Here is a 24,625-nt window from a genome sequence, read left to right as displayed (position 1 = left end):
TCTCCTTTTAAATAATTATTGATGATATTTGCCGCTCTATCCAGTGACTCAGAGTCATATGTAAGGTCTATCATCCTAGTAAAGCCTTGCTCGATGAAAGAGGCCTTCTCCTCTTCTGCGTCAAGCGCCAGACCGATAATCTCTTTGTCATACTCTTTCGCCTTGTTCAAGACAAGGGCCCTAAAACTTTCCTTCCTAAGCTTTAAGGACAGATAGTCGTCAACTAGTATTATTATATCACTTTTTTGAGCAATATTGTCAAAATTAAAATATTTTTCTAAAAAATCTCCTAAATCCACTACTTTTGCGTTCAAAAACTTAACTAGGCTAAGCATGGATCCGCCGCCAGCACCAGCTGCTTCAACGCTTTTGACCTTGAAGCCAAAATGATTTTGCAAAAGGTACTGAAAATTCTCCATATTGCGCTCGAAAATCTCAAGAATCAGATTGTCCTTGATGAGCCTGTTTTGATAAGTAGTGCCTCTATAGCCGATGAAGCGCGTCTTAGAGTACTTCAAAACGTTAAAGTCCACGCCTTTTATGAGCGCATCCATCTCACTCGTGTCAAAGCGCTTAATCTTGTAGATCTCCCTCGTCTCAGTCACTTCTTCGTCTAAGACGTTGTAAAATTTCACGCCCATGGCACGCAAAAAGCCTATGGCCGCGTCATTTACACCGCTTCCCCCTATGCTTATGGTAATCTTCTTCTCGCCATTTTCAATCAGTTTCTTAACGAGAGCACCTGCCAAGTAGCTAGTAGAGCTTAAATCGCCTTTAACCTTGTATTCAACAACATTTGAGAAGGACACAAGCACATGCTCATCAAATCTTAAGTACTTAAGATCGTGCTCTTCGCCAGCTTCGTCCATTACCGTAAGCGTCTCGACTGTGAATGAATCAAGGTCCTCCGTCGCCTCATAAATGTTGCCGTAGCCGTCTGGAAGCGCGTATATATCTACGTCGGCATCTATTTTCTCTTCTATCGCCTTAAGTAGCTCCAAGGACGAAATCCCTGAAATAAAGGAGCCGGCGATAAGTGCGACCTTCTTAGACAATTCTATTTAAGCTCCTGCCATCGATATAGGCTTTGATATTGTCATAAATAACCTTGTAAAGCCTTTGTCTTGCTTCAAGTGAAGCCCAAGCGATGTGTGGCGTGAAAGCCGCATTATCAAGGGCATATAGCTTATTGTCCTTAGTCATAGGTTCAGGCGCAGAAACGTCTGAAGCGTAGAAAGCGACCTTGCCATTCTTAAGCGCGTCAGCTAAATCAGCCTCGTTGATAAGGCCGCCACGTGCTGTATTTATGATGATGGCTGTGTTTTTCATAAGCGCAAGACTATTTTTATTTATAATTTCTTTTGAATCCGCATTCATTGGCGCGTGTAAACTAATTATGTCCGCTTCTTTGAAAAAGTCTTCATAGTCACGGAAGAAGTCCCCATTAGCATGGTGACCCGCTACCTTTAAGGCGATGACCTTCATGCCAAGAGCCCTATAAGCATCGGCAACTTTTTGACCGATGTCGCCGTAGCCCACTATGCCCGCTGTTTTGCCAGCAAGCTCGTGAATAGTACCTAGGAAGAAATTAAAGTCACGGCTGTCCACCCATTCTCCATTACGAACATTTTTTGCATAACTATAGACATCGTTAGTCGCATTCAGTAAGTGAGCAAGCGTTAGCTGTACAACCGAATAAGTTGAGTAGCTAGGAACGTTCGCAAGGCCGATGCCAAGCTCCTTAAGCGCATTTAGGTCTAGGTTGTCGAAGCCAGTCGCTGCCTCGGCGATGAACTTCACCTTAGTGCCCTCAAGCTCAGCTTTGCCAAGCCTTACCTTGTTTGTGATCACGATGTCCGCATCCTTTATTCTTTCTTCTATATCAGATGGATTAGTTCTGTCATATGTAATAAATTCGCCAAGCTCCTTGAACATAGCAGTGTCAATGTCGCCCGGATTTGAATTATACATGTCTAAGAAAACTATCTTCATAAATATCACCTCTAATGTATAGCTACCCAAAGGGAAGTGATTTTAAACGGTGGGGTGCTTTTGTGAAAGACAAGATCAAAACCTTGTAAGCTCAAAGCTTAAATATTACTGATAGTGTAACTCGGGTTAGAATGGAAACATTTGTAAAAAAATAAATTAAATAATAATTCTAAGTGCTTTTTGTTTGGCAAAAAAATAAGACCATAACTTACTTATTATGGCCTTTTTATATAAATCAAATATAATAAAATAAAGAAATTTGATATTATAGTAATATTCTCTATTTATTTCTTTACAGGTAGCAATATGCTTACTTTGGCACCGATTTCATCAGTTCTATTTTCTAAAACAAGATTTCCTCCGTGCATATCAATAATTTGTTCGGCAACAAATAATCCGATACCATAGTTTTCTTTTGAATGCCTACTTTTGTCTCCTTGATAGAATTGATCTTTTGCATATAATAGGTCTTCACCTGTAAATCCATGTCCTTGATCTAATATTGATATTTGAAGCTTATCAGCTTTGGAACATATAATTAACTTAATAGTTGAGTTTTTAGGACTGTGTTCCTCTGCATTACTAAGAATATTAAGAAAGGCTCGTTCAAAATTTTTCAAATCTACTATTAAAAAATCATCATCATAGTTAATATCTTCTAAAAGATTTAACTTATAAGTTGATGTGAATTCTTTAGCTAGTTTTTCAATGTGTCCTACAAATTCTTCTGATCTAATTTCATTAAAATTTAATTCATTTGCTTGGTTAGATTTATTAACAAGCATTAAGGTTTCAATATATTTACCGATACGGTTTGTGTTTTTTATAATATAATTTAGATACGTTTCTTGCTCTTTAGTTAGATTTGTTTCTCCTAATAATTCTGAGTTCCCCTTTATAATTGAAAGAGGAGTTTTTATGTCATGGCTTAATGCTGAAATCTGATTTCTTTTTTTCTCTTCCTCTCTCCAATTTATTCTTAAAGATTCACTTAACCCTAGCTTTATTTTTTCTAAACTTTCTAATATGACATTAAATTCCTGAACATTTGACTTTTTAACTTGGAAGTCTAAGTTTTGTTTCCCGATTTCTTCCGAAGCTTCTAGCAAAGGATTTAATTCTCTTGATATTTTCTTTGCCCAAATTAATGTTGTGGTAACAATACTAATAAGACAAAATATTATCAGTAAAATTAGTAATAAAATATTTATTTGTGGTAGATGTTTTTGCATCCAAAGACTTCTATAATAAGGTTTTAGCTCATAAGCTACAATTACACAACCATCTGACCTTTGTATTTCTATAAAAGATAAATTTGAATTAGAATAAGCTAAGCCATTATGATAGTTTAACGCTTTATCTTGAATGTTCTTATTCATATTTGTTTCTAAAACTTTTTTATCTTTTGATAAAAATAGATAAGATGTATTATCTGGAAGTAATGATTTTTCGAAATTTTTTGAAGTGGCAATTTCTATCTTTCTTTCTAAAATTAAACTCTCAGTATGGTTTGCTGGAAATATCCACTTAAACTGGTATGAAGCAGATATAAAAGCTATGATTAATCCACCAGAGATCACCAATCCTAATGCAATACTTAATAAATATTTAAAAAGTATATATTTAAGAGATTGACCTTTTGATTTTAATTCCATTTATATCCGATCCCCCATACTGTTTCAATTGGATTTTCTCCATACTTTTGAAACTTTGCTCTAATATTTTTTATATGTTCTGATATTGCAGATGCATCTCCGATGCCATCAAATCCAAAGATAAGCTCATATATTTGCTCTCTTGAAAATACTTGTCCTTTTCTTTTTGCCAGTAATTCTGAAATTTGATATTCAGATTTTGTCAAATGAACTTTTTCATCTCCTACAAAAACTTCATTGGAAGATAAATCAAATCGAATTTCACCAAGATTTAAACTACTGTGTCGCTCTCTTTTTTCTCGTCTTAAGTGGGCTTCGATACGAGCTAGGAGTTCTTTAGCACCGAATGGTTTTGTGATGTAATCATCTCCTCCAATTAATAAGGCTTCAACTATATCTTCTTCCATAGTTTTTGCTGTTAAAAAAAGAATAGGGCAGTCTACTTTAGCTCGAATATCCTTACAGAAACTAATTCCGTCAATACCTGGCATCATAACATCAAGTAGAATCAAATCATATTTACTAAGCTTACTATTATCAACGTCTAAAGGATTTTGATATACATCGACTTGATGCTTGTTCTTTTTCAAAATGTTTCTTATTAGATCAAGCATATCTAACTCGTCATCAACTGCAAGAATTAAAGACATTTTATCACCTCCTCATTTTTCATAAACATTTTTATTCGCTAAGAGATTTCCCATCCCACTTATTAAACCAAATTATTGAGGAAATAAATAGGATTAAGATAATAAGCAAAGCTACAAAACTCCAAATTCTCAACTCTTTATAAAAATAGGAAGGATCCGAAACTTTGCCCATAGTAATATACATAGCTGGAAGTCTAGAGCCCCAAGTACAAGGTATAAAATACCAGATACTATCACCAATTACAGTCATTGAAAGTAAATTGATCAATGTTTCTAGAAAACCTAATCCAATAGATGCACCATTACTTAATATGATTGATACCCAAAAATGAATCAAGTATAAAGAAAAGCTGCTAATGATAATTAAGCAAAATTCAATAAGCCAATCTAAGATATTTTGATATCCAGTTAGTATTGAAAAAATTATAATAGCTAAAGCGAGAGAAATAACAAATCCCAATTCTAATACAAGGAGTTTTCCTATATAAGCTTTGCTTCTAGATTTTGTAGTAGATAAAAGCGTTTGAAAATTTCCAGCACCCATTTCCATATCAACAACTTTTGAACTTATAAAACTTAATATTATTGGCATTACCGCTCCTAAAAGTACAAAATATGTTTGGCTTATATCGCTTTCTTCAAAGTTTTTTAGTCCAGTGGTTTTTAATGCCAGATAAAATAAAAAAGAATAGGCTATAGGTAAAACTATGTGAATCCAAGGAAGCCATGTGCCTTTGATTTTATATATTTCGGATTTTATTATCTTTATCATTATTTTACCTCTTGATTTGAAAACCATTTTGCACTTATCATTGTTAGTAAGGTAAATAGACATATAGATAAAATACAAGGAATAAGTAACGATGTGTTTGATACCATTGGATTTGATGCTTCTATTAAAATACCACTTGGTAGAATATGCATAACAGGAATCATTAATCTAATTCCCCAAGAATATGGGCAATAAATCCAAAAAGCACCGTCAGACAACAATATTCCTGCTCCTAAACCTAATACTGCATTTACTGCAATACTTGCGATAAAGCCAAATTTTTTTGCTAAGAAAAAGCATAGAGGGATTTGCCAAATATTACTTATTATTAGTAAGGCACTAGCAAATAGTAATGTTGAAAATCCATAGTTTGGTGTTAATTGCCCACCGATTAAAAATTGAAAAATATATACCCCTAGCATATGAACCATAGCTGTAATACTCATGTAAATTAAAGCTGTGATTATTTTTGAAGCCCACAACTTTTCAAGCTTAATATTTAGAGGAAAAACTGCTCTGTACTTTAATTTTCTATCCTCTTTTCTGTGCATCATTGCTGGGATTAAGGCAAAAGTTGCTGGCATTATTATGACATACCACCAGTTATATGCGTTCGTAGTGAAATAACTTGGCATAAGAAAGAGTGACAATAAGATTAAAGTTATTGGCATAATAACTAATAACTTCTTTAAGAAAGTGCCCTTATGTTTTAAATTTTCTGCAAGAATATAAGATATCATTTTTTACACTCCCATTCCACTTTTTATAACATCCATAAAAAGTTCTTCTAAATTGTCATCATGATTAATAATGTTTTGATATTTCAATTCTCCATTATTAATAATCCCAATATGATCAGCAGTTTGTTCAACTTCTGCTAAAATATGACTAGATAAAATAACGGTTATTCCTTTTTCTGGAAAACTACGTATTAAACCACGCAATTCTTGAATTCCTAGTGGATCAAGTCCATTTGTTGGCTCATCTAAAATCAAAAGCTTAGGATTATTTAATAAGGCAATGGCGATACCTAGCCTTTGTTTCATACCTAAAGAAAACTGACCACTTTTCTTTTTGCCAGTATCTTTTAAACTTACTATTTCCAAAACTTCATCAATCCTAGAATCTGGTAATCCTAATAGGAGTGTCCTTACTTTTAAATTTTCCCTAGCTGATAGGTTATCATACAAGGCAGGCATTTCTATCAAGGCACCAATATCCGACAAATCGTCACGACTCCACTCATGACCTTCAAAAAAGATTTGACCAGATGTTTTATGAATCATTCCTGTAATCATCTTTAATGTAGTCGATTTGCCAGCGCCATTAGGTCCTAGCAAACCATAAATAGAATTCTCTTTTATTTTTAAAGAAATATTATCTACTGCTTTTTGCTTTCCAAAAGTTTTAGTGAGATTTTTTGTTTCTAATATAAATTTGTCCATAAATGAACCTCCTCTTCATTTTATAAACTTAGTATAAAATATAAACTTAAGGATTTCATAAGGAAGATAAAATTCTTTTAAAATTTAATATCTCATCTAGTACTGAGACCAAAAATTTGAAAATGTTCTATAATTAGATTAATTTAGTTATAAAAAATTAAGCACAGGAAATCCTGTGCTTTAACTCATGTCAATTAGAGTACCTTATCCTTAACTAATAAGGCTTTCGGTGCTTTTATTATATCAAATGTTATGTAAATGTCAAGAATATTTATTCTATGCACTTTGAAAAATATTTTTGCACCTTGCATCCATAATTTAATAATTATTTAATCATCACTTTTATATGCTCTTCACCATTTTTATACTGCTATATAGGGTTCCATCCTTTAAGATGATGGCATTAGGAGTCTCTCCCACTTGAATAAATCCAAGTTTTTCATAAAGAAGCCTTCCTCTTTCATTACCTGAGTAATAATCAAGCTCAAGTTGTGAAAGCCCTAATTTTTTCGCATAGTCTTCAAGGCATTGAAGCACCTTTGTCCCTATTCCTTTGTTCCAGAATTCTTTTAACACAGCAAGAGCTACATTTCCTCTGTGGCGCATCTCCTTTCTTCTAAACCTTGTAATAGTGCCGTTTGCAATCAATCTTCCATCCAGTTCAACGACAAGCATAAGGGTATCATCAGATTCGTTAAAACCTTTTATTAATTTTGCTTCCTCTTCGGCTGAGAAACGTATTTCTTCTGGATAAGAATTCAAAAAATCAGATTCCCCACTAACAGATTTTAAATATTCGACTGTTTCTTCAGCGTCCTTTACTTGAATTTCTCGAATTGTACACATTCTGCCGTCTTTTAATTCAAAATTTTCTGGTGTAAACTTCATATTTATACCTCCAATAAATTTTAATTTGCCCTTTTCATAATATGAAAACTCTTAATTTAAAACTTCTTTCTTGACACCTTTATCGCTCCAAGAAAGTTTATATGCATTTTTCATAGGGTTAGATTTGATTACTTTCATTTCATAATTATCCCAAACAATTGCTACTTGATTTTCTATTGCAATAGCATCCGTTAGCTGTCCAGCATAAAACTCATCAAAGCCTACTCTATCAGGCTCGTCATAATGAGGACAATGCAAATAAGGTATGATGCCTAAACCTTTAACCCATATAGGTTTTGGATTTTCAATATCTTCTATAAACTCACTATCGCTATGGCCTGAAATAAACCAGCATATAGAGCCTGCACTTAAGCCGGAGAGTACTTTGCCACTTTTATAAGCCTTAATTAGCGCCTTGTCTACACCGTATTCTTCCCAAACTTTCATCATGTATTGGGTATTGCCGCCGCCAACATAGATGATATCTGCATTTTCTATCTTTTTATTGACCTCTTCCTTGTCTACTTCTACATTAGATAAATACAAGGTGTCAGTTTTGCATCCTAGCTCACCATATAATTTATCAATAATTTTTACATAAGCCGGAGCATCTTTACTTGCTGTCGGAATAAACAGAAAATTTGGATTTTCTTTTTTTGCTGCCTCTACAATAAATTTATCTATCTCGTAAGTTTCATTTAAGCCTACTTCCCCGCCTCCAATAGCTACTATCATAAAATCCCTCCTATGTTTAATATTTTACTTCATCTTCGCTGACAAACTCACTTGGGTCCGCCCTTAAGCCTTCGATTATACTCTCCTTTAGTCCCGAAATTGATGAAATGTATTCTGTTTCTCTTTTATTTTCTTCTCTTCTTTTATTTTGCATATCTCTTTTGATTTTACTTACTTTATCTTTTTTACTCACTCAACACACCTCTGATACTATATTGGCTTTATTATATCATAGAAAAGTCTTTGCTAATATTAAAAGTTTAATACAAATATTTTTATTCATCTTCTCTATCTAATCTTCCTCCACAATATGGGCAGTAGTCACCTAAGCGCCCTATTGAGCTAAGCTCTTTATTGCAGTGCGGGCATCTAAGAAAGATCATTTGGAATATTATTGAACCAAACATAAATACTGCTCCAACTATAAATAGAGGCTTAATTGGTTCTACGCCCTGTTTTATAACTGATATCCAAGCCAATGTAAGTCCAGTTAATTTTATTAATATTATCAATACTTTTACTAAAAATAGATTTTTCATATGAACACCTTCTTTTTAATATATTATATGATAATTATGTAAATTTACTGTTAAGTTTATTAAAATAGTGTTGAGTGGCAAGTCAAAAAAAGAGACCGATAATTTTGATGTGTACCCAGAAAACTGGACACATTAATATTTAGTTTACATTCATGGATGCTAACCTATACAAAGTAGGTGGCATCCATTTTGTTTTCTTCTGAATCCTTTCGTTATTATAGTAGTATATATATTCATCAATTGCTTTTGAAAACTCTTCAAATGTTTTAAACTCTCTTTCACATCCATAATACATCTCTGTTTTTAGTCTTCCAAAGAATGTTTCCATTATGCAGTTATCGTAGCAGTTTCCTTTTCTTGACATTGACTGAGTTATTTTATGTTTTTCTAATTCTTTGATGTAGTAGCTGTTTTGATATTGCCAGCCTTGGTCTGAGTGCATGATTAAGCCTTCTACGCATGGAAACTTTTCAAATGCTCTATTAAGCATTCTTGATACTTGCTCTAGGTTTGGGTGTAAAGATAAGTCGTATGAGATGATTTCGTTTGTGTACATATCTAATATTGGCGATAGGTAGCATTTACCCCACGAGAAGTTAAATTGAGATACATCTGTAGTCCACTTAGCACATGGCTTTGTTGATGTGAAGTCTCTGTTTATGATGTTATCAGCTACTTTACCAACTTTACCCATATATGAATGATACTTTTCTTTTGGTCTCTTACCTAGAAGCTGCATATTGTGCATAAGTCTTTGAACTCTTTTGTGGTTAACTATATATCCTTTACTTAAAAGTGCTTGATGCACTCTTCTTACTCCGTATCTACCTTTGTTTGAGGTAAATATTTCTTGTATCTTTTCTTTGATTTCTTTGTTTCTTAGATCAACTTGGTCAACTTTACTTAATTCGTAGTAGTATGTTGATTTAGGTAGGTTCATAGCACTTAAAAGGTCTTTTAGTATGTGGCCTTCATTTCTTAATTCTCTGATGACTGCTGCTTTTTCGCCTTGAGATATGCAGCATATTTTTCCCTTCTCAAGGCGTCTAATTTTTTTTTCGACTGCTCGCTCTGTTTTTAAATATCTGACTTCTTCTCTTAAACGAATAAGCTCTTCTCGTTCGGATTCGTTAAGTGGCTTTGGCTCTATATTAGTGTTTTCATCCTTATCATTCATTTTAGATGGTCTTCCTCTCTTCTTAATTTCAAGAGAATTATACCCAAAATTTTTTATATTTATTAACCCAATTGTAAAGTTGACCACTTGAAATGCCAGCCTCTATAGCTACAGACTTATATGAATTTCCTACTAATACTTTTGATATCCATTTAAATTTTTCTTCTGCAGTCCACTTTTTATCCTGCTCTTTGTGTTTTAGTATCTCTTCTCCATGAAAGTCTACAAGTCTGACCCAATACCTAATTTTTTTCCTGAAAGCTTCTTGTGTAACTCCTTCTGGTGGTTCCATCCACTTTCCTTGTTTGTATAGTTCTACGCATTCTTTTTTTAATTCATAACTATATCGCATAAAAATACCCTCCTTACTGGTTTGTCCAGTAAAGAGGGTACATATCATTTATATCGATCTCTATTATACTTATCTAATTTTTAACAAAGCGTATGATTTATCGCTCTATACATACCCCGCATAAATTTCGCAGAGCGATTTGATGCATGAGACGATGTGGAGCTTCGAGGCAAGCGGAGCGTATATGGCATACTCGAGCATTGCCGAGAAGCGAACGAGTTTCAGGCGCAAATCGAATGCGAAATTACTTAATAACGTTTATTACGTACGCCTCCCCATTCTCATTAAGCGCAATCTTAATCACACTATCCTTAGCATAATTCTTTCCGAAAACTACTCTCTTATCATTAGTATAAACGCTAAGTTCTTTACCCTTACTATCTTTAAGAGCTAGCTTTTCATTGCCACCTGCGTCGTATAAAACGTTTAGAACTGTGTATTCTTCGCTTAGATCAGTGATTAGCTTATCCAGTCTTAAGACCTTGCCGTCCTTATCAAGGCCTAGTTTAACGATGTCACCGGCCTTGCAATTTTCGAATTTTTCGCCATCTGTCTCGTAAACTCTAAGTGTAGTAGTCTTGTCGTAGCCTTCGAAAGACTTGTCAATCTTGGCATCATACTCACTTCTAAGCTCGATGATATCTTCCTTGTCGACAACTTTCTTCTTTTCAACGTTCTTGAAAACGATTGCAACTGGCGCGTCGTCACTGCCGTGGAAACTGTCGTACTTAGTAACGTCCTTGTCCTTAAGGTCCTTAACTGTGAATACATAAGCTGTTACAGTCTTGTCGAAGCCTGCGTTTTTCACTTCATCTAGAGTTATAGTCTCAACTCTATAGTCCTTGCCAGCTTGTACTAAATTATATAATAAAGTATTGTCAAGAAGGTTCACTTCTTTACCCGCTACGTAAATGGAGCTTCTTCTAACGCTCTTAGTTGGCGCGAAGACCTTATAAGTCTTGCCGTCCTTGTCAAGCGGCTTGAATGCCTTGTCGTAGTCCTTTAGTCCATTTAGAACGAATATCTTTTGAATAGCGTCCTTATTGTAAATGGCGTAGACGATGTCGTAGTTATTTAGCTCAGAAAGTCTGATTTCCTTGCCATCTCTATAAATTCTTAGGTCAAGTGAGTCTTGAACCCTGATTTCTTTGCCATTTCTATCGATTAGTGCTACTGCGTTTGTAGTCACTCTGTCAATCATGAATACGTCTTCGTCAAAGGAAAGTTTTCCGTAAATCACTTGAACGTTTCCGAATATATCTAGTGCTAAATTAACTTTTTCATTTGTTAATAGTTTTACTTCGTCATTGTACTTCGCTGCGTTAACTTGTGTAAATATCTTTTCATCAACAGTCGCAACGGCTCTTCTAGCCTTTTCGTCTGATAGCTTATAGTCTTTATTAGCTAGGTTAATGTATGCGCCACCCTTGCTTAATTTGTATCTAGCGCCTTCGCCCTCTACTTTATTCTTAAGAGCTATTGCCTCATCGCTAGCGTAGAAGTGCAATACATCGTACTTTTCTAGCTTAGATAGGTCCATTGGCATAAGCTTGCCATTATCATATAAATAAGCTTTTTTAAGATTTCTCTTAACTATAGCACCTGTTTCGTCGTCAATAGCCTTAACTGCGCCATTATCATAAGCAAAAACTGGCATTATATCATCAAAAGTGAAAGCCTTGATGTAAACAACTTTCGCGTTGATGCTTGTAACGTAGGCAAAGTCTGCCTTGTAGTTCGTTTCCTTAGCAAAATCCATGAATATATCAAAGTACTTGCCGTTAACTGCTGCGCCGCGGAACTTTTGTTCAGTAAGCGCCGCCTTGTCCTCAAGCACAGTCGAATCCTTTGAGTCGCCACCGACGTAAAGTCTAGCGCCCTTGATAGCGATAGGCGCGATCTCAGTCTTAGCTAAAGCGCTTGCTCTGTAAGTTTTGATCACGTTATTTTTGTCGATGTCTAGGTCATAAACTCTGCCTAAAATGTCCATGGCATCCATGCCGTCCTTAAGGTCTACGATGTAGGAAGCGCCTTCCTTAAAGCCTTCTAAGCTTGATTTTAGAACGACGATTTCGGCTTGCTTTTCACTTAGATTTGAGTTAGCATTTGTCTTTGTAACTATGGCTGTAAGCTTTGATAAATCAGCTTCTCTCACGCCATCTAGGTAGTTATATATCATTACAAAAACATTTTCCCTAGTCGCTTGATCCTTGTATTTTAGCTCGCCTAGGCCATTCAAAAGGCCCTTGCTTGCTGCATAGCTGATAAATGGTGCAGCCCATTCGCCTTCAGTCGCTGGCTTGATGTCAGTTCCGCCAGCCGCAACGGCTAGCATCTTGATGGCTTCTTGATAAGAAACGTTTTTTCTTGGTCTGAAAGTGCCATCGCTATAACCAGCGATAATTTTTAATTCGCTCGCGATATTGACATAGCCGTTTGACCAGCGATCGGCTGCCATGTCCTTAAATGCGCTAGGCACGCTCATAGCTGCCTTTGCGGCATTTTCTTGCTTAAGTACCTTTGTTAGCATAACCGCAAACTCTTCTCTCGTGATCGAGTCGTTAAGTCTAAGTCCTTTGGCGTCGCCTAGAACGTAGCCTTTTTCAACAAGGTAGTCAATCTTGTCTTTATTAGTTTTTACTTCTCCTTGCGCAAAGCCTACGTTAATGGTACTCGCCACTAATACAAAGGCTAGAACGAATGATAAAATTCTCTTCATCTTCATAATATTACCTCCCAAATTGATTTGTGCTTATATTTATTTATACCATGGAAATGGATTTTTCAAACAAAAAAGAGGGCATTGCTTGCCCTCAAAAATATTTAAAATTAATTTTAATTAATATACTCTTTCTAAATCGAATAAATGTTTTACTTGGTAATTTGGGTCTCTTTCTGCTTTATAATATGTTTTTAATACCTTTCCTTGTTCTTGATCATATAATTCTACTTTGTAAATTTTACATTCTATTGTTTGTGTGTCTATAACTCTATATGTTTTTCCATCTGGTGGATAATTAACAATATATCCTCCATAACCATTTTTACTTACATAACCTATGTCAACACCAAGCGAAAATAAATTTCCACCTAAGTTAAATGACATTGAAACTGTAGGTCCTCCTTCGTATATAAATACAGCCCCAGGTGTATTAAAGCTAATTAAATCATCTTGACCTGCTGGAGTAACAGTAGTTGTCACTGTCTCGTTCCTAACATATTTTTTTCTTTCAACTAAGCCAATTCTTAACATATTGACATCATCTTCAATTTTCATATTATTTTTTGTATCATTAATAGAAGTTGCACTAACAGCTTCTAAGTTGAAGATGCTAAAAAATAATACTACAGCTAATATAACAGTTCCAGCTTTTCTAAATTTAAACTTCATAATCTCACTCCTCTTCTTCTACTTTTAATTCTCTTTCAAATACTAATTCAACTCTTGGGTTGGCATCTACAAACTCTCTGTGCTTATCTATAACAGCTACAAAGCGCCAGCCATCCAAACCACGCTTATTAATTATTTCTTGGTAGTCGTCATACCAAAGACCTGTTGTCTTAACAGTAACAAAGTCATATTCATATTTTTTTAACATTACATAACCTCCCCTCCTCTTTATATAACTTAAGAGTAAACATAAATGTTATGTTATTGGTTTATTGTAATAATATAATACCCATTATTTTTGTTTTTAAATCAGTTTTACAAAGAATTTTTACTCCTCTTTCTCCCTCTCAAACACTAAATCTAATCTCGGATTGGCGTCTACGAACTCTCTGTGCTTATCTATAACAGCTACAAAGCGCCACCCATCTTCCGCATGCTTCTTAATAATTTCGTGGTAATCGTCATACCAAAGACCTGTTGTTTTAACTGTAACGAATTTGTATTCATACTTTTTCATTGAATCGCCCCTTATCTATTAATTAATTAATCAATAGTAAATTTATTAACAATATTCTTCTTCAAATTATTTTATCAGTATATATACACCGAGTAAATTTCGCAGGAAAAGAAGAACCCCACCCATCATCAAAGCTAAAGCTTTGGATGGGTCCCGGGAACCTTGGTGCTTCGCACGAACAAGAAATTTTATTTGCGATCTAAAATCTTTTCGTACTCCATAATAAATTTTATGTTTTGTTGTTCCGTACTCGATAAAAACGTGCTATTATAATGCTCATCCACTATATACCAAGATTTCCCGCTAAAGTAATCAGCAAATTCCTTCGTCTTAAACGCATAGCCGTGGCGCGCCAAAATTTCTGCCTTAATCAGTCTTATCTCGTTACGCGATAGTGATTTCAAAAGCTTCAGAGGAATCAATTTTGCATCGCCATTAAAAAGGTATTCTTCCTCAAAGTTCTTCTTATATGACTTAGAAAAGTTCTTGTCAAGCTTCTCCTTTGGCTCAACTGGCATAAAATACTCAGCTTGCGCCTTAATAAAGCTTGCGTCATCTATCTTCATCTTGAATTTTTCGTCGGCCTTATTAAACTTCTCAAGATCGAGATCTGTACTCTTGTAGATCTCCTCGTAAACGCGCGCGTCCTCACTCGCTTCCTTTATATATACGTGGCTAGTCGTGTACTTATACAAAAAGTAAAAAGCCAATAAAAGCACTATGGCAACGATACTTAGCACCGCAGCGCATATCTTTCTTTTGTCCCTTTGGCCCTCGCCGCGTCCCTCGAAATTTATGTAAACACCGTTATTTTTCCTTCTCATTTCATCACCTAAGCTAATTATATCACGCATCGTCAATGTTTTCAATAGCGATTGGGTATCTATATACTAAAAGATTTACGTTTATGGTCTTGCCACTTCGTTTATATTAGTCGCGGCACGTCCATAAACATAGTTAGATATAGTTAAATAGATATATAGAGGTGATTAAATGACAAAGCTATCGATACTAAATCTTGTACCGAAATACAAGGACGAAACAAAGAAAGAAGCCTTCGAAAGAGCCGTGAAACTCGCTCAGTTCGCGGACTCAAGAAGCTTCGAGAGATATTGGGTTGCCGAGCATCATAACAGCCCCGGCGTACTATCGAGCGCAACTGAAGTTGTTCTAACGCACATACTAGGCCAAACAGAGCGCATCAAGGTCGGCGCAGGCGGCGTGATGCTGCCAAATCACACGCCATTTCAAGTTGCTGAACGCTACGGAACTATGGAGGCACTCTTCCCTGATAGGGTTGACCTCGGCATAGGTAGAGCGCCCGGCACTGATATGGAGACATCGAGAATACTTTATCGCGACACATATAAGCAAGAAAAGTTTTTAGACGCAATTCGCCTAATGCTAAAATATTTCGATGGCGATGCAAGTGGTCTAAAGAGTGCGCCTTATCCTGGCATGGGTGCGGGCGTACCGATAACTATCTTGGGTAGCTCGATGAACTCCGCTTATGTAGCGGCTGAGCTGGGTCTGCCATACTCATTCGCAGGTCATTTCGCGCCTCACACTGTTAAAGCGGCCTTTGACATTTACAGAGACAATTTCAAGAAGAGCAAGTACCTTGACGCGCCATACACAATGCTTGGCGTTTCGGCTAACATTGGCGAGAACAAAAAGGACGCGGATGAGCTTGAGTTTCACGCTATGCAAGTATTTCTAAGGATACTTGACGTGGACAATCGCGATGAGTTCGAGAAGATTGACCCGAACGACGCGCCAGAGCTTACGAGCATGCAGAAATTTGCGCTTAAGGCCATGCGCGGACTGCACATCGGCGGCACTTATGAGGACGCGAAGAAGACTTACGAGGGCTTCAAGAGGGACTACGGCTTCGACGAGTTGATCGCTGTAAGCTACATTCCTGAATATGACAAGCTTACGAAGTCCTTCGAGATACTTGAAGACATTGTAAATAATGATAATAAATAAAAATAATATAAAGAGGTGATTTTATGAATAATAACAAAACCATACACCTAGCTGGCGGCTGCTTCTGGGGCATGGAGGGCTATTTCAAGAGGATACGCGGCGTTATGGGCACCAAAGTAGGCTATGCTAATGGCAATGGCGAGAGCACTAGCTACGACAGAGTTAAGGAGACTGATCACGCTGAAACCGTTGAAATAACTTACGATACAAGCCTTGTGAGCCTAGAAGAAATACTTCTTCGCTACTTTAAGGTGATTGATCCAACGAGCGTCAATAAGCAAGGCGGCGACAGGGGTAGACAATACAGAACAGGAATATATTATAGTGACCCTGCTGATAAAAAAATTATTGACAAGGTATATAAATACGAAGAAAAAATTCAGGGCGAGCTCGCTGTTGAAGTAGAAGAGCTGAAAAACTTCGTAACGGCAGAGGGCTACCACCAAGATTACTTGGAGAAAAATCCGGGCGGCTACTGCCACATCAATCTGGCTGAAGCTGATGAGCCCATTTTCGAAAAAGAGTACAAAGAAGTTTCTGATGAGGAAGCAAAAAAGCTCTTGGATGAGCTTAGCTACAAGGTTATGAGGGAGGAAGGCACTGAGCATCCGCATACGTCTGAGTTAAATGATGAGTGGCGCCCAGGCATTTACGTAGATAAATTAACCGGTGAAGTGCTCTTTACTTCAGAGGATAAATTCGATGCAGGCTGCGGCTGGCCAAGCTTTGCGAGGACCATAAACAGTGACAGCGTCAGCTACAACAGGGACGAATCGCATGGAATGAGGCGTGTAGAGATCAAGAGCAAGCACGGCAAGAACCACCTGGGCCACGTTTTTAGCGATGGACCGAAGGAGATGGGCGGACTAAGATACTGCATCGATGGCGCCGCACTGCGCTTTGTGCCGCTTGAGGACATGGATAAGGAAGGCTATGGCGAGTACAAAATATTTTTCTCAGATGAAATTTATAAGGCAAATGCCGCGAAGAGCGTGAGTGAAGAAGTTAAAGCAGATGAGCCAAAAGAAGTGACAGAAGTGAAAGATGATGAAGCTCATGATAATGGAGGGAGCGGGATTGGAGCCGATTGACTGATCATTCTAATATTCATCGTTATCGTGGCAAGGCTATTATGGAAGAAATTTAAAAGGAGTTAATTATGGAAAAGAAAAATAGTTCAAGCATCATCGGCATGATAGGCGTACTCATTCTGATTATAATACTGTATAATTCAATGTTTAGTAGCAGAGCCAGAATGGATAAAAACCTAAAAGATCTAGCCGATACCAAAGAATTTCTAAGCACAGAAGTGGATAAAGACGTGCTAGATTACGTGTGCGAGCAAAAAGGCTATGCTATGATGAAAAAGAGCGATGCCAAAGACTATCAAAAGCTCGGAACCGTTAGAATGGTGGGGAAAAATGACAATACGATAAATACCTTCGATGTATATGTGAGAGATGGACATGATTATGCAATTAATATGAGAGGGATTTATATGAAAGTATTAAATTTAAAAGGTAAAAATTAATATACTTAGTAAAAAATAAAAGCTGTGAGAAAAAATTCTCACAGCTTTGTTTTTGTTTATTAAAATAGATTTGAATGTGAACCAGCTCTCAATATATTAAGTATCAGAATATTTTCTTGTTTTTCATATATTAGAAGTAAATCTGGTTCAATGTGGCACTCTCTTGCGCCGAGATAATCTCCTAACAAAGGATGATCCTTGTATTTTGCATCTAAAGATTCTCCTCTAGCTAGCTTGTTAATAACAGCTAAAATTTTATCTGTATTCTTACCTTGCTTTTTTAATAATTTAAAGTCTTTCTTAAATTTAGATGTTAATAAGACCTGGTATTTCATACTTCTAAAGCTCTTCTTAGATCTTCCATGTTATCGTATAGCGGTGTCGAAGGATCCATTGCTAAGCGTCTTCCTTCTTCAATCGCTTCTAAAGTCTCTTTATTAGGCACATCTAGTGTTAAATCGAAAGGAATGCCTCCTTTTCTGATGCTTGCTCTTAAAAACATGTTTATAGCTGTCGACATATTAAAGCCAAGTTCAGCATAAACTTCTTCCGCAGCCTTTTTTATGTCCTTATCTATCCTTACATTTAAGTTAGTGTTACTCATAAAATCACCTTCCTTAATATAATTCTAGCACTTTATAAAGACTTTGTCAATACAATGTCATTAAGTTTACTTGCTAAGCATCGCTTCTCGAAAAACCATTCTTCATAAGTGTTGAGCTTGTATAAAGAACTTTATCCAAATAATCCAAAGTTTCTTTCTCTACAAAGTCTGATATTTCTTGGTTTGCTTCTTCGAAGAAGGCCTCTTTATCCTTTGCCTTAGCGTATTCTTCGTCAAATCTATTGATATATTCATTCATCTTATTATTGATTCTAGCTTGGTAACGTTCAACGTTTGAAGCGTTTTCAGCAAAGTGTGCGTCGGCAAGCGCACCTATAATCCTGTTTATCCAGTAGAAATTGTCTGTACTTGGCTTTGTTACTGCTTTTCCAACGTAGTCTGGTGTCTTAGAAACCTTTGTGTAGAATGGTACTATCGCGTTAAAGACGTTTGATCCAAGTGCTAGCCAGTGAAGCGCCTTCAAATCGTCTGGCATGTAGCCTCTGACTTGTGTTAAACCCAAAACGTTGTTTCTGTTTATGCCTATTGGTCTGAATATGCCTGCCTTCATCTCGTCTTTATGCTTTGCGTATGGGTCATAAGGTGTACCTTGATAATGGTTGGATAGAGCCCATTTCACTTCTTCCACTGTAATTTTCTTTTCTGGTACTAGTGCCCATGGTAAATTGTCGTCTGTTGGTCTGAAATCTGCGTCGTAGCCATCCCAGAAGAACGTTTTTGGATTGAAGTAACGCAGTAAAACCCATGCTCTTGGTGTATTGTATGTGTGGTCTGAGTCATCATGTGAACCGAAGGCTTCTCTTGGGTTAAATACCTCTTCATCTTTAAACATTCTCTTATCTAGGTGGGCTTTTTTAACTAAATCCTTTAATGATTTTGAACACATATGCTCTTTCTTTTTGCCATAAGCGTCGTCAAAATCAAATTCATCTATGCCTAATTGGTTCGGCATAATTACATAAGCTTCGTCCGGAACCCTCTTTGCCATCCAGTTGTGGCCACCAATTGTCTCAAGCCACCAAATTTCATTTTCGTCTTGGAAGACAATACCATTCATCTCGTAAGTGCCGTATTTTTCAAGTAGTGCGCCCAATCTTCTAACGCCGTCCTTCGCGCTCTTGATGTATGGAAGTGTGATGGTAACTAGGTCTTCTTCGCCTATGCCGCCAAAATGCTCAGTTCCGTCCTCATCTTTATGGTACTCAACGAGTGGATCAGCGCCCATAACTAATTCGTTTGTAGTAAGCGTTTCAGTCGCGTTCATGGTAACGTTTGCAGCGTTAACGCCGTAAGCGCCCCAAATACCGTCCTTTGTGTCAGAGCTTGGTGAGTAAGTGTAGTCCATCGGATCATCTGGCAAATCGATTTCGACCTTTGAAATCACTGACTTGTATTTGCGTGGTTGGTCCTTTGCCTTCATCACTGCAAATCTTTTTGCGCAAAATTCACCTGAAGGTGAGTCTTCATTTCTTGCGACTATAGTTGAGCCGTCGTAGCTCGCATTTTTACCGACTAAGATAGTTGTACATGCCATAATATAAAAAACCTCCTTATCTTTCTAAAAAAATTTGCCCTTGAGCTCGTTCCTTCCTCGGCAATGCTCAGGTACTTTATGTACATTCCGCTTGCCTCGTCAGGCCACATCGCCCAATCATCAAATTTTTTCTACGAAATATATTTGCTAATATAATCTCTACGAAGTATTTTTACCCAAAATAAAAAAAGACTATACATTTTTATAGTATAGCCTTTAAAAAATTCTATTGAGTAGTTATTTGCTATTTTAAATTTAGGTATAGATCTTCATCTTTCACCCATCCAACGCTCTTAAATAATTTATGAAATGCCAATGATAATACCGCAGGCAAAATTAGGTACGTAAGAGCAACACCAAGTGCAGTTACCATCATATCTTCCCCTTCCATTGCGTTGAACGTCTCCAGTATACCAACCAATCCACTTGTACCCATGCCAGCGCCGAGCGGAGTGTTTTTCAACTTAAAGACACAAGTCGCGATAGGTCCAGTAATCACGCTCGCCAAGCATGGCGCAAGCCATATCTTCCAGTTTTTTACTATGTTTGGGATTTGTAGCATGCTAGTGCCGAGTCCTTGAGCAAGTAGACCGTCGACCTTGTTCACCCTGTAACTAATCACCGCGAAACCCACCATTTGTGCGCAGCATCCAGCAGTTGCAGCGCCTGCAGCGAGGTCACTTAGCCCAAGCATCATGCAAAGAGCCGCCGACGATATTGGCAGAGTCAAAACCATACCGACTATTAAAGAGACCACCATGCCCATGAAGAATGGTCTAAGCTTAGTCGCTTCAATGATTACGTCGCCTAGCCCCACCATCATCATGTTTATGGATGGGCCAACGAATTTTGCGATGGCAAAACCTGAAAGTATTACAGTTAGTGGTGTTGCGATGATGTCTATCATGGTTTCTTTTGAAATAAGTTTGCCGAGTTCAATCGCAACGACTGAGGCGATAAGGCAGCCAACTGGTCCACCAAGTTCATTTCCTATGTAACCAACAGCGAGTGAAGATAGCATAACTAGGTTTGGTGCCTTTAGTGCAACTCCTATCGCCGCGGCGATGGCTGGACCAGTCATCATTTTACAAAGCGGCCAAAGCTCTTCCGATAAAAATTTCAATCCAGTGTGTGTACCGATCGTGTTAAGTATAGTACCTATCAAGAGCGAGGCAAAAAGGCCCATCGCCATATTGCCTAGAACGTCAATTAGGTAGACTTTGTAGGATACGAGTACGTTTTTCTTGTGTAAAAATTCTTTTATTTTCATTTCATCAATCTCCTTTTTGATATTATAGCACCAATATTTTTTATGTGAAGAGTTTTTTCTAGTTTTTTTATGACTTTTCGCAAGTTGTTAATTTATAATTTTATCTTTGTTAGTTTTATGTGAATCTTAGTTTTGTTCTTATAACGAAAAGTGTATTACACATCGAAAAGTGTTTTCATTTATCGTCACAATACAATTGCCCTTGTCAATGAACCTGCACAAACAGATTTTTCAGAGCAAGCTCAAGGGTTCATTGAATTAGGGATTTTAGAAAAACTAGGTCATAAAGTCTTTAGGTGGCATAGATAAAAGGCTGTGATTTAAATGCTCACAGCCTTTTTTTTATATACTCTTGAAAGTATTATCTGAGTTTTCATTTATTGTTTTAAAACCACTTTTTATTGCAAACAAAACTCCTGCAATCATAAATACAAATACTACTATTAGAGGGATATAATTCATATTTGTTATCAGACCTTTTATCGCAAATACTAATTCATAGTTGCTTCTATAGGCTCTTAATACAATTCCAATAATGAACATAAAGACATAGGCTAAGAAAATATTTTTAAATAATATTTTCCCCTCTCCGAAGACCATCTTTTCCATTTGTTTTTCTGTCATACCTGTAGTGGATAGGAGTTTAAAATCATTGGCTCTCGCTCTAAGGTTTCCCTTAAAGCTATTATAGGCATTGGAAAGAGCAATCGTTATAAGAATGATTTGGATAGCTAGATTTAGAAGTCTTTCATTCCTTATTACTTCTTTATCCATAGCCGCTTTTAGAATTTCTGTGGAAGTTCCATGGTCAGATTTTGGAACATAGGTCGAAATTACTTTTTCCGCATCTTCAAATACTTTTTCTTTATTATTATCGGCTTTGATTTTTACAAAGTAGTAATAAACTGGGTTGCCTTCATCTATTCCATATTCATCAATAAATTTTTTCATAGAACTTTCACTTGTAAAGATAGATATTTGATTGTCATTATAAGCTTCTAGATTATAAGGCATTTCATCAATACTTGAATCTATTTTTATAGGCATGGACTTACCATTTGCATTATATTTTAAAGTTACTTTTCCTGTATCCTTATCAGTAATTTTTATATATTCATTAAAAGTATAAGGACTTCCACTATCTTTTGGAATTTTATTTAGTAGTAAATACTTTGCATCCGAAATATTATTTTCTTTTAAAAGTTTTTCGAAATCCTCATCTGTTAAGGCATATATATTGGAATATAATTTATCTTCCGGTATTTTACCGCTATTTAAAGCTTCATTTAAATCTTTAGAAATAAAGTCCTTATTATCACCAAGGTAAAATTTTGTATCAACTCTTTGGTATACATGCAATTGGTCTATGCCTTCAACTTCTTCTATATCATGAACAAAGTTTTTATCCAAAAAATCACCTATATAAATACTAGAGTCAAAATTGTAAGGACTTTGGTAGTTATTATATTTTTCCTCTAAACTTCCATATGCCCGACTTACTAAAACATTAGTCAGTACCAAGGCAGACAGAGCCATGGAAATTACAATAATTCGATAGGTTGATTGATAAGACCTGTAATAATCTTTTGCTAAAGTCTTTTCTATAGATCCATTTATTTTTGATTTTCCTAATTTAATATTTTTTTCTGTAATACCATTTAAACCTTCGATAACATTTATCTTCGCACTTTTCTTGGCAGGGATCAATGCTGAAAAATAAACCATTATCAAGGATAACAAAATAATTATTAAAATAGATATAGGGCTTGGAAATATGAAATGGAAATCCATAGATTTTACACTTTGACCTAAAATATTTGATATGTTTTGATAAGATTTTGTATTATTAAGCCACATCAAATATAAGAGCAGATTTGCAGAAGCCAAAGATAAGATTGTTCCCAAGGCTATTGGTAAGGTTGAAAGTTTAAATGCTTTCTTTCGAATTAATTGCTTTACCTGCTTATCTGTCATCCCAGTGCTTTTTAATAGAGCAATTTCCTTTAGATCCCTATTGTTCCATACATTAAAAGCCCCATAAATGATAAAAGCAAAAAGTAGGCAAAGAAAGAAAGCTGCTCCATATTGTTCTAAAGCTGAGTTTACAACACTTTTTGGTGGAATGATTCCTTTTGGATAGACCATTTTATATTCTAAGATATCTTTATTATAAAATACTCTACCAATATTTAGGGCATGGTTCTCATCAATATTCATTTCTGATAAAATTTCCCTAGTCTTTGTATAGGTATCTCTTATATTTTTATACCAAATTTCTGCTTCGGTACCAACATTTTTTTCAAACAAGACTTTTTTATCATCACTTTTAGATAAACCTACAAGCATAGCCTCTTCAAATGAATAGCTAAAATCTTCATAAGTACCAACTATTTTATAAGTTTTATCACGAACAGTTATTTCAGAACCCAAATCATATTCTTTATTTTTTATCAAAAATATCTCTGGAACTAAAAGTTCATTTGCTTTTTCTGGCTTTTTTCCTTCCTTAATATCATAACGTAAAAGGCTTGCAGGATCTCCATTTTCATATATAACTGCATTTAAGTCTGTTTTTATTACTTTATTGAAAGAAACTTTTTCTATATCTTTATCGTTTTTTAATTTATCATAAAAACCTTGGTCAATTCCACTTATATTCACATGATAATCTCCAAAAGTTTTCTTTACATACTCATACTTGTCAGTTTTTAACGAGTTGAAGATAAAAATTACAGTTCCTAGTAAAATTACTGCCAAAAGTATGGAAATTTTAATAGCAAAACTGTCTTTCTTATTATTTTTTACAGCTCCATCAGCTAGGTCATTAATAATTTTCATAAGTTTCATCTCCTAAGAAATTTAACCTACCATCTACCATTCTATAGACCTTATCACAAGAATTTGCTACTTTTTCATCATGAGTTATTATCATAATTGTAGAATTTAATCTTTTATTTACTAGTCTAAAAAGTCCTGTGATTTCTTCAGAATTTTTTCTATCGAGATTTCCTGTAGGTTCATCTGCTAAGATTATTGCAGGTCTTGTAATAAGACTTCTGGCAATGGCAACTCTTTGTTGCTCTCCACCGGATAATTGTTTTGGATACCTATCAAGCTTTCCTTCTATTCCTAGTATCGATAAAATTTCCTTTAAATATTCTTCATCTACCTTTTTATTGTCTAATAAAAGAGGAAGTAGGATGTTTTTTCTCACATTAATATTTGGAATGAGGTTAAAAAATTGGTAGACAACGCCAATATTTCTTCTGCGAAATACTGTCATTTCGTCTTTGTTAAACTTGGTAATATTTTTGTCTTGAATAAAAATATCCCCACTTGTTGGTTTATCAACTCCTGCTAATAGATGAAGCAAGGTAGACTTTCCTGACCCGCTATCTCCAATAATGGCGACAAGATCTCCTTTTTCTAGTTCAAAATTCACATTTGATAGAGCGTGTACTTCTACTCCACTATTGTAAGTTTTTGTTAAATCTACTGTTTTTACAATATTCATATTTAGTCCTCCTTATCTTTCTTAGATTATATTAGACTTAAGTGACTGG

At 35.8% G+C, this 24,625-nt stretch carries 26 protein-coding genes and 1 pseudogene; 3 read left to right on the top strand and 24 right to left on the bottom strand.

Going from position 1 to position 24,625, the window contains the following annotated elements:
* Positions 1-20 precede the first annotated feature (20 nt).
* The 18 genes and pseudogenes from BN3004_RS08500 to BN3004_RS02485 all read right to left on the bottom strand — a co-directional run.
* Positions 21-1,055, bottom strand: a pseudogene (locus tag BN3004_RS08500) (glycerate kinase); the annotation flags it as partial.
* Positions 1,048-1,992, bottom strand: coding sequence for a D-2-hydroxyacid dehydrogenase (locus BN3004_RS02560; protein ID WP_058259699.1), 945 nt, complete (start codon positions 1,990-1,992; stop codon positions 1,048-1,050). The gene BN3004_RS02560 and the pseudogene BN3004_RS08500, both read right to left, overlap by 8 nt.
* A gap of 284 nt (positions 1,993-2,276) precedes the next feature.
* Positions 2,277-3,647 (bottom strand): sensor histidine kinase, encoded by a 1,371-nt coding sequence (locus BN3004_RS02555; protein ID WP_058259698.1) that lies wholly within the window; start codon positions 3,645-3,647, stop codon positions 2,277-2,279.
* Positions 3,638-4,297 carry a response regulator transcription factor gene (locus BN3004_RS02550; RefSeq protein WP_058259697.1) on the bottom strand — a complete coding sequence of 220 codons (660 nt, stop codon included), beginning with the start codon at positions 4,295-4,297 and terminating at the stop codon, positions 3,638-3,640. The genes BN3004_RS02555 and BN3004_RS02550 overlap by 10 nt, the downstream gene beginning before the upstream one ends.
* A 31-nt stretch (positions 4,298-4,328) precedes the next feature.
* The gene (locus tag BN3004_RS02545; RefSeq protein WP_058259696.1) at positions 4,329-5,069 is read right to left on the bottom strand and encodes a lantibiotic immunity ABC transporter MutG family permease subunit; all 741 of its coding nucleotides are present in this window, start codon (positions 5,067-5,069) and stop codon (positions 4,329-4,331) included.
* On the bottom strand, positions 5,069-5,809 hold the full coding sequence (locus BN3004_RS02540; RefSeq protein WP_058259695.1) for a lantibiotic immunity ABC transporter MutE/EpiE family permease subunit: 741 nt from the start codon (positions 5,807-5,809) through the stop codon (positions 5,069-5,071). Before BN3004_RS02540 ends, BN3004_RS02545 begins: the two co-directional genes overlap by 1 nt.
* Before the next feature lie 3 nt (positions 5,810-5,812).
* Positions 5,813-6,514, bottom strand: coding sequence for a lantibiotic protection ABC transporter ATP-binding protein (locus tag BN3004_RS02535; RefSeq protein ID WP_058259694.1), 702 nt, complete (start codon positions 6,512-6,514; stop codon positions 5,813-5,815).
* 342 nt (positions 6,515-6,856) lie between these two features.
* Positions 6,857-7,402 carry a GNAT family N-acetyltransferase gene (locus BN3004_RS02530; RefSeq protein WP_058259693.1) on the bottom strand — a complete coding sequence of 182 codons (546 nt, stop codon included), beginning with the start codon at positions 7,400-7,402 and terminating at the stop codon, positions 6,857-6,859.
* Positions 7,403-7,453: 51 nt separating this feature from the next.
* A complete protein-coding gene (locus BN3004_RS02525; RefSeq protein ID WP_058259692.1) occupies positions 7,454-8,137 on the bottom strand; it encodes a Type 1 glutamine amidotransferase-like domain-containing protein in 684 nt (227 codons plus the stop codon).
* 16 nt (positions 8,138-8,153) lie between these two features.
* Entirely contained in the window at positions 8,154-8,330 is a 177-nt protein-coding gene (locus BN3004_RS08335; RefSeq protein WP_155995274.1) for a hypothetical protein, read from the bottom strand.
* An 82-nt stretch (positions 8,331-8,412) separates the two neighbouring features.
* Complete coding sequence (locus BN3004_RS02520) at positions 8,413-8,676, bottom strand: TFIIB-type zinc ribbon-containing protein (protein WP_058259691.1); 264 nt, start codon at positions 8,674-8,676, stop codon at positions 8,413-8,415.
* Between the two features lie 139 nt (positions 8,677-8,815).
* The gene (locus BN3004_RS02515; RefSeq protein ID WP_148344899.1) at positions 8,816-9,853 is read right to left on the bottom strand and encodes an IS3 family transposase; all 1,038 of its coding nucleotides are present in this window, start codon (positions 9,851-9,853) and stop codon (positions 8,816-8,818) included.
* A gap of 37 nt (positions 9,854-9,890) precedes the next feature.
* Entirely contained in the window at positions 9,891-10,205 is a 315-nt protein-coding gene (locus BN3004_RS08330) for a helix-turn-helix domain-containing protein (protein ID WP_196792462.1), read from the bottom strand.
* A gap of 244 nt (positions 10,206-10,449) precedes the next feature.
* On the bottom strand, positions 10,450-12,930 hold the full coding sequence (locus BN3004_RS02505; RefSeq protein ID WP_058259689.1) for an S-layer homology domain-containing protein: 2,481 nt from the start codon (positions 12,928-12,930) through the stop codon (positions 10,450-10,452).
* 114 nt (positions 12,931-13,044) lie between these two features.
* Positions 13,045-13,596: a hypothetical protein gene (locus BN3004_RS02500; protein ID WP_058259688.1), complete on the bottom strand. Its 552-nt coding sequence runs from the start codon at positions 13,594-13,596 to the stop codon at positions 13,045-13,047.
* Between the two features lie 4 nt (positions 13,597-13,600).
* Positions 13,601-13,804 carry a DUF4177 domain-containing protein gene (locus BN3004_RS02495; protein WP_058259687.1) on the bottom strand — a complete coding sequence of 68 codons (204 nt, stop codon included), beginning with the start codon at positions 13,802-13,804 and terminating at the stop codon, positions 13,601-13,603.
* A gap of 120 nt (positions 13,805-13,924) precedes the next feature.
* Positions 13,925-14,113, bottom strand: coding sequence for a DUF4177 domain-containing protein (locus tag BN3004_RS02490; protein WP_058259686.1), 189 nt, complete (start codon positions 14,111-14,113; stop codon positions 13,925-13,927).
* A gap of 188 nt (positions 14,114-14,301) precedes the next feature.
* Complete coding sequence (locus BN3004_RS02485; RefSeq protein ID WP_058259685.1) at positions 14,302-14,937, bottom strand: YARHG domain-containing protein; 636 nt, start codon at positions 14,935-14,937, stop codon at positions 14,302-14,304.
* 169 nt (positions 14,938-15,106) lie between these two features.
* Between BN3004_RS02485 and BN3004_RS02480 the strand changes: the two genes are divergently transcribed.
* The 3 genes from BN3004_RS02480 to BN3004_RS02470 all read left to right on the top strand — a co-directional run bounded on the left by BN3004_RS02480 (position 15,107) and on the right by BN3004_RS02470 (position 17,633).
* Positions 15,107-16,102, top strand: a complete 996-nt coding sequence (locus BN3004_RS02480) for an LLM class flavin-dependent oxidoreductase (protein WP_058259684.1) — start codon at positions 15,107-15,109, stop codon at positions 16,100-16,102.
* A 23-nt stretch (positions 16,103-16,125) separates the two neighbouring features.
* On the top strand, positions 16,126-17,193 hold the full coding sequence (gene msrB, locus BN3004_RS02475) for a peptide-methionine (R)-S-oxide reductase MsrB (RefSeq protein WP_242854181.1): 1,068 nt from the start codon (positions 16,126-16,128) through the stop codon (positions 17,191-17,193).
* 68 nt (positions 17,194-17,261) lie between these two features.
* Positions 17,262-17,633, top strand: a complete 372-nt coding sequence (locus BN3004_RS02470) for a hypothetical protein (RefSeq protein ID WP_058259683.1) — start codon at positions 17,262-17,264, stop codon at positions 17,631-17,633.
* Positions 17,634-17,692: 59 nt separating this feature from the next.
* Here BN3004_RS02470 and BN3004_RS02465 read toward each other — a convergent pair whose 3' ends face one another.
* The 6 genes from BN3004_RS02465 to BN3004_RS02440 form a co-directional block, all read right to left on the bottom strand.
* Positions 17,693-17,968 carry a type II toxin-antitoxin system YafQ family toxin gene (locus BN3004_RS02465; RefSeq protein WP_058259682.1) on the bottom strand — a complete coding sequence of 92 codons (276 nt, stop codon included), beginning with the start codon at positions 17,966-17,968 and terminating at the stop codon, positions 17,693-17,695.
* Positions 17,965-18,237 carry a type II toxin-antitoxin system RelB/DinJ family antitoxin gene (locus BN3004_RS02460; protein ID WP_058259681.1) on the bottom strand — a complete coding sequence of 91 codons (273 nt, stop codon included), beginning with the start codon at positions 18,235-18,237 and terminating at the stop codon, positions 17,965-17,967. The genes BN3004_RS02465 and BN3004_RS02460 overlap by 4 nt, the downstream gene beginning before the upstream one ends.
* Before the next feature lie 73 nt (positions 18,238-18,310).
* Positions 18,311-19,792 (bottom strand): C69 family dipeptidase, encoded by a 1,482-nt coding sequence (locus BN3004_RS02455; protein WP_058259680.1) that lies wholly within the window; start codon positions 19,790-19,792, stop codon positions 18,311-18,313.
* 244 nt (positions 19,793-20,036) lie between these two features.
* Positions 20,037-21,062 (bottom strand): PTS sugar transporter subunit IIC, encoded by a 1,026-nt coding sequence (locus BN3004_RS02450; protein ID WP_082244049.1) that lies wholly within the window; start codon positions 21,060-21,062, stop codon positions 20,037-20,039.
* A gap of 342 nt (positions 21,063-21,404) precedes the next feature.
* Complete coding sequence (locus tag BN3004_RS02445; protein WP_058259678.1) at positions 21,405-23,900, bottom strand: FtsX-like permease family protein; 2,496 nt, start codon at positions 23,898-23,900, stop codon at positions 21,405-21,407.
* Positions 23,887-24,576 carry an ABC transporter ATP-binding protein gene (locus BN3004_RS02440; RefSeq protein ID WP_058259677.1) on the bottom strand — a complete coding sequence of 230 codons (690 nt, stop codon included), beginning with the start codon at positions 24,574-24,576 and terminating at the stop codon, positions 23,887-23,889. Before BN3004_RS02440 ends, BN3004_RS02445 begins: the two co-directional genes overlap by 14 nt.
* Positions 24,577-24,625: the final 49 nt, after the last annotated feature.

Source organism: Fenollaria timonensis (assembly GCF_001457835.1).
GTDB lineage: Bacteria > Bacillota > Clostridia > Tissierellales > Peptoniphilaceae > Fenollaria > Fenollaria timonensis.
This window is presented reverse-complemented; position numbering and strand designations above follow the sequence as displayed.

Excerpts from the sequence above, each read along its gene's own strand:
- BN3004_RS02470 (WP_058259683.1), top strand. The coding sequence starts at position 17,262 with ATGGAAAAGAAAAATAGTTCAAGCATCATCGGCATGATAGGCGTACTC.
- BN3004_RS02480 (WP_058259684.1), top strand. The coding sequence starts at position 15,107 with ATGACAAAGCTATCGATACTAAATCTTGTACCGAAATACAAGGACGAA.
- BN3004_RS02560 (WP_058259699.1), bottom strand. The coding sequence starts at position 1,992 with ATGAAGATAGTTTTCTTAGACATGTATAATTCAAATCCGGGCGACATT.
- BN3004_RS02450 (WP_082244049.1), bottom strand. The coding sequence starts at position 21,062 with ATGAAAATAAAAGAATTTTTACACAAGAAAAACGTACTCGTATCCTAC.
- BN3004_RS02530 (WP_058259693.1), bottom strand. The coding sequence starts at position 7,402 with ATGAAGTTTACACCAGAAAATTTTGAATTAAAAGACGGCAGAATGTGT.
- BN3004_RS02460 (WP_058259681.1), bottom strand. The coding sequence starts at position 18,237 with ATGAGTAACACTAACTTAAATGTAAGGATAGATAAGGACATAAAAAAG.
- BN3004_RS02555 (WP_058259698.1), bottom strand. The coding sequence starts at position 3,647 with ATGGAATTAAAATCAAAAGGTCAATCTCTTAAATATATACTTTTTAAA.
- BN3004_RS02445 (WP_058259678.1), bottom strand. The coding sequence starts at position 23,900 with ATGAAAATTATTAATGACCTAGCTGATGGAGCTGTAAAAAATAATAAG.
- BN3004_RS02540 (WP_058259695.1), bottom strand. The coding sequence starts at position 5,809 with ATGATATCTTATATTCTTGCAGAAAATTTAAAACATAAGGGCACTTTC.
- BN3004_RS02455 (WP_058259680.1), bottom strand. The coding sequence starts at position 19,792 with ATGGCATGTACAACTATCTTAGTCGGTAAAAATGCGAGCTACGACGGC.
- BN3004_RS02465 (WP_058259682.1), bottom strand. The coding sequence starts at position 17,968 with ATGAAATACCAGGTCTTATTAACATCTAAATTTAAGAAAGACTTTAAA.
- BN3004_RS02550 (WP_058259697.1), bottom strand. The coding sequence starts at position 4,297 with ATGTCTTTAATTCTTGCAGTTGATGACGAGTTAGATATGCTTGATCTA.
- BN3004_RS02500 (WP_058259688.1), bottom strand. The coding sequence starts at position 13,596 with ATGAAGTTTAAATTTAGAAAAGCTGGAACTGTTATATTAGCTGTAGTA.
- msrB (WP_242854181.1), top strand. The coding sequence starts at position 16,126 with ATGAATAATAACAAAACCATACACCTAGCTGGCGGCTGCTTCTGGGGC.
- BN3004_RS02545 (WP_058259696.1), bottom strand. The coding sequence starts at position 5,069 with ATGATAAAGATAATAAAATCCGAAATATATAAAATCAAAGGCACATGG.
- BN3004_RS02490 (WP_058259686.1), bottom strand. The coding sequence starts at position 14,113 with ATGAAAAAGTATGAATACAAATTCGTTACAGTTAAAACAACAGGTCTT.
- BN3004_RS02505 (WP_058259689.1), bottom strand. The coding sequence starts at position 12,930 with ATGAAGATGAAGAGAATTTTATCATTCGTTCTAGCCTTTGTATTAGTG.
- BN3004_RS02515 (WP_148344899.1), bottom strand. The coding sequence starts at position 9,853 with ATGAATGATAAGGATGAAAACACTAATATAGAGCCAAAGCCACTTAAC.
- BN3004_RS08330 (WP_196792462.1), bottom strand. The coding sequence starts at position 10,205 with ATGCGATATAGTTATGAATTAAAAAAAGAATGCGTAGAACTATACAAA.
- BN3004_RS02440 (WP_058259677.1), bottom strand. The coding sequence starts at position 24,576 with ATGAATATTGTAAAAACAGTAGATTTAACAAAAACTTACAATAGTGGA.
- BN3004_RS02535 (WP_058259694.1), bottom strand. The coding sequence starts at position 6,514 with ATGGACAAATTTATATTAGAAACAAAAAATCTCACTAAAACTTTTGGA.
- BN3004_RS02525 (WP_058259692.1), bottom strand. The coding sequence starts at position 8,137 with ATGATAGTAGCTATTGGAGGCGGGGAAGTAGGCTTAAATGAAACTTAC.
- BN3004_RS02485 (WP_058259685.1), bottom strand. The coding sequence starts at position 14,937 with ATGAGAAGGAAAAATAACGGTGTTTACATAAATTTCGAGGGACGCGGC.
- BN3004_RS02520 (WP_058259691.1), bottom strand. The coding sequence starts at position 8,676 with ATGAAAAATCTATTTTTAGTAAAAGTATTGATAATATTAATAAAATTA.
- BN3004_RS02495 (WP_058259687.1), bottom strand. The coding sequence starts at position 13,804 with ATGTTAAAAAAATATGAATATGACTTTGTTACTGTTAAGACAACAGGT.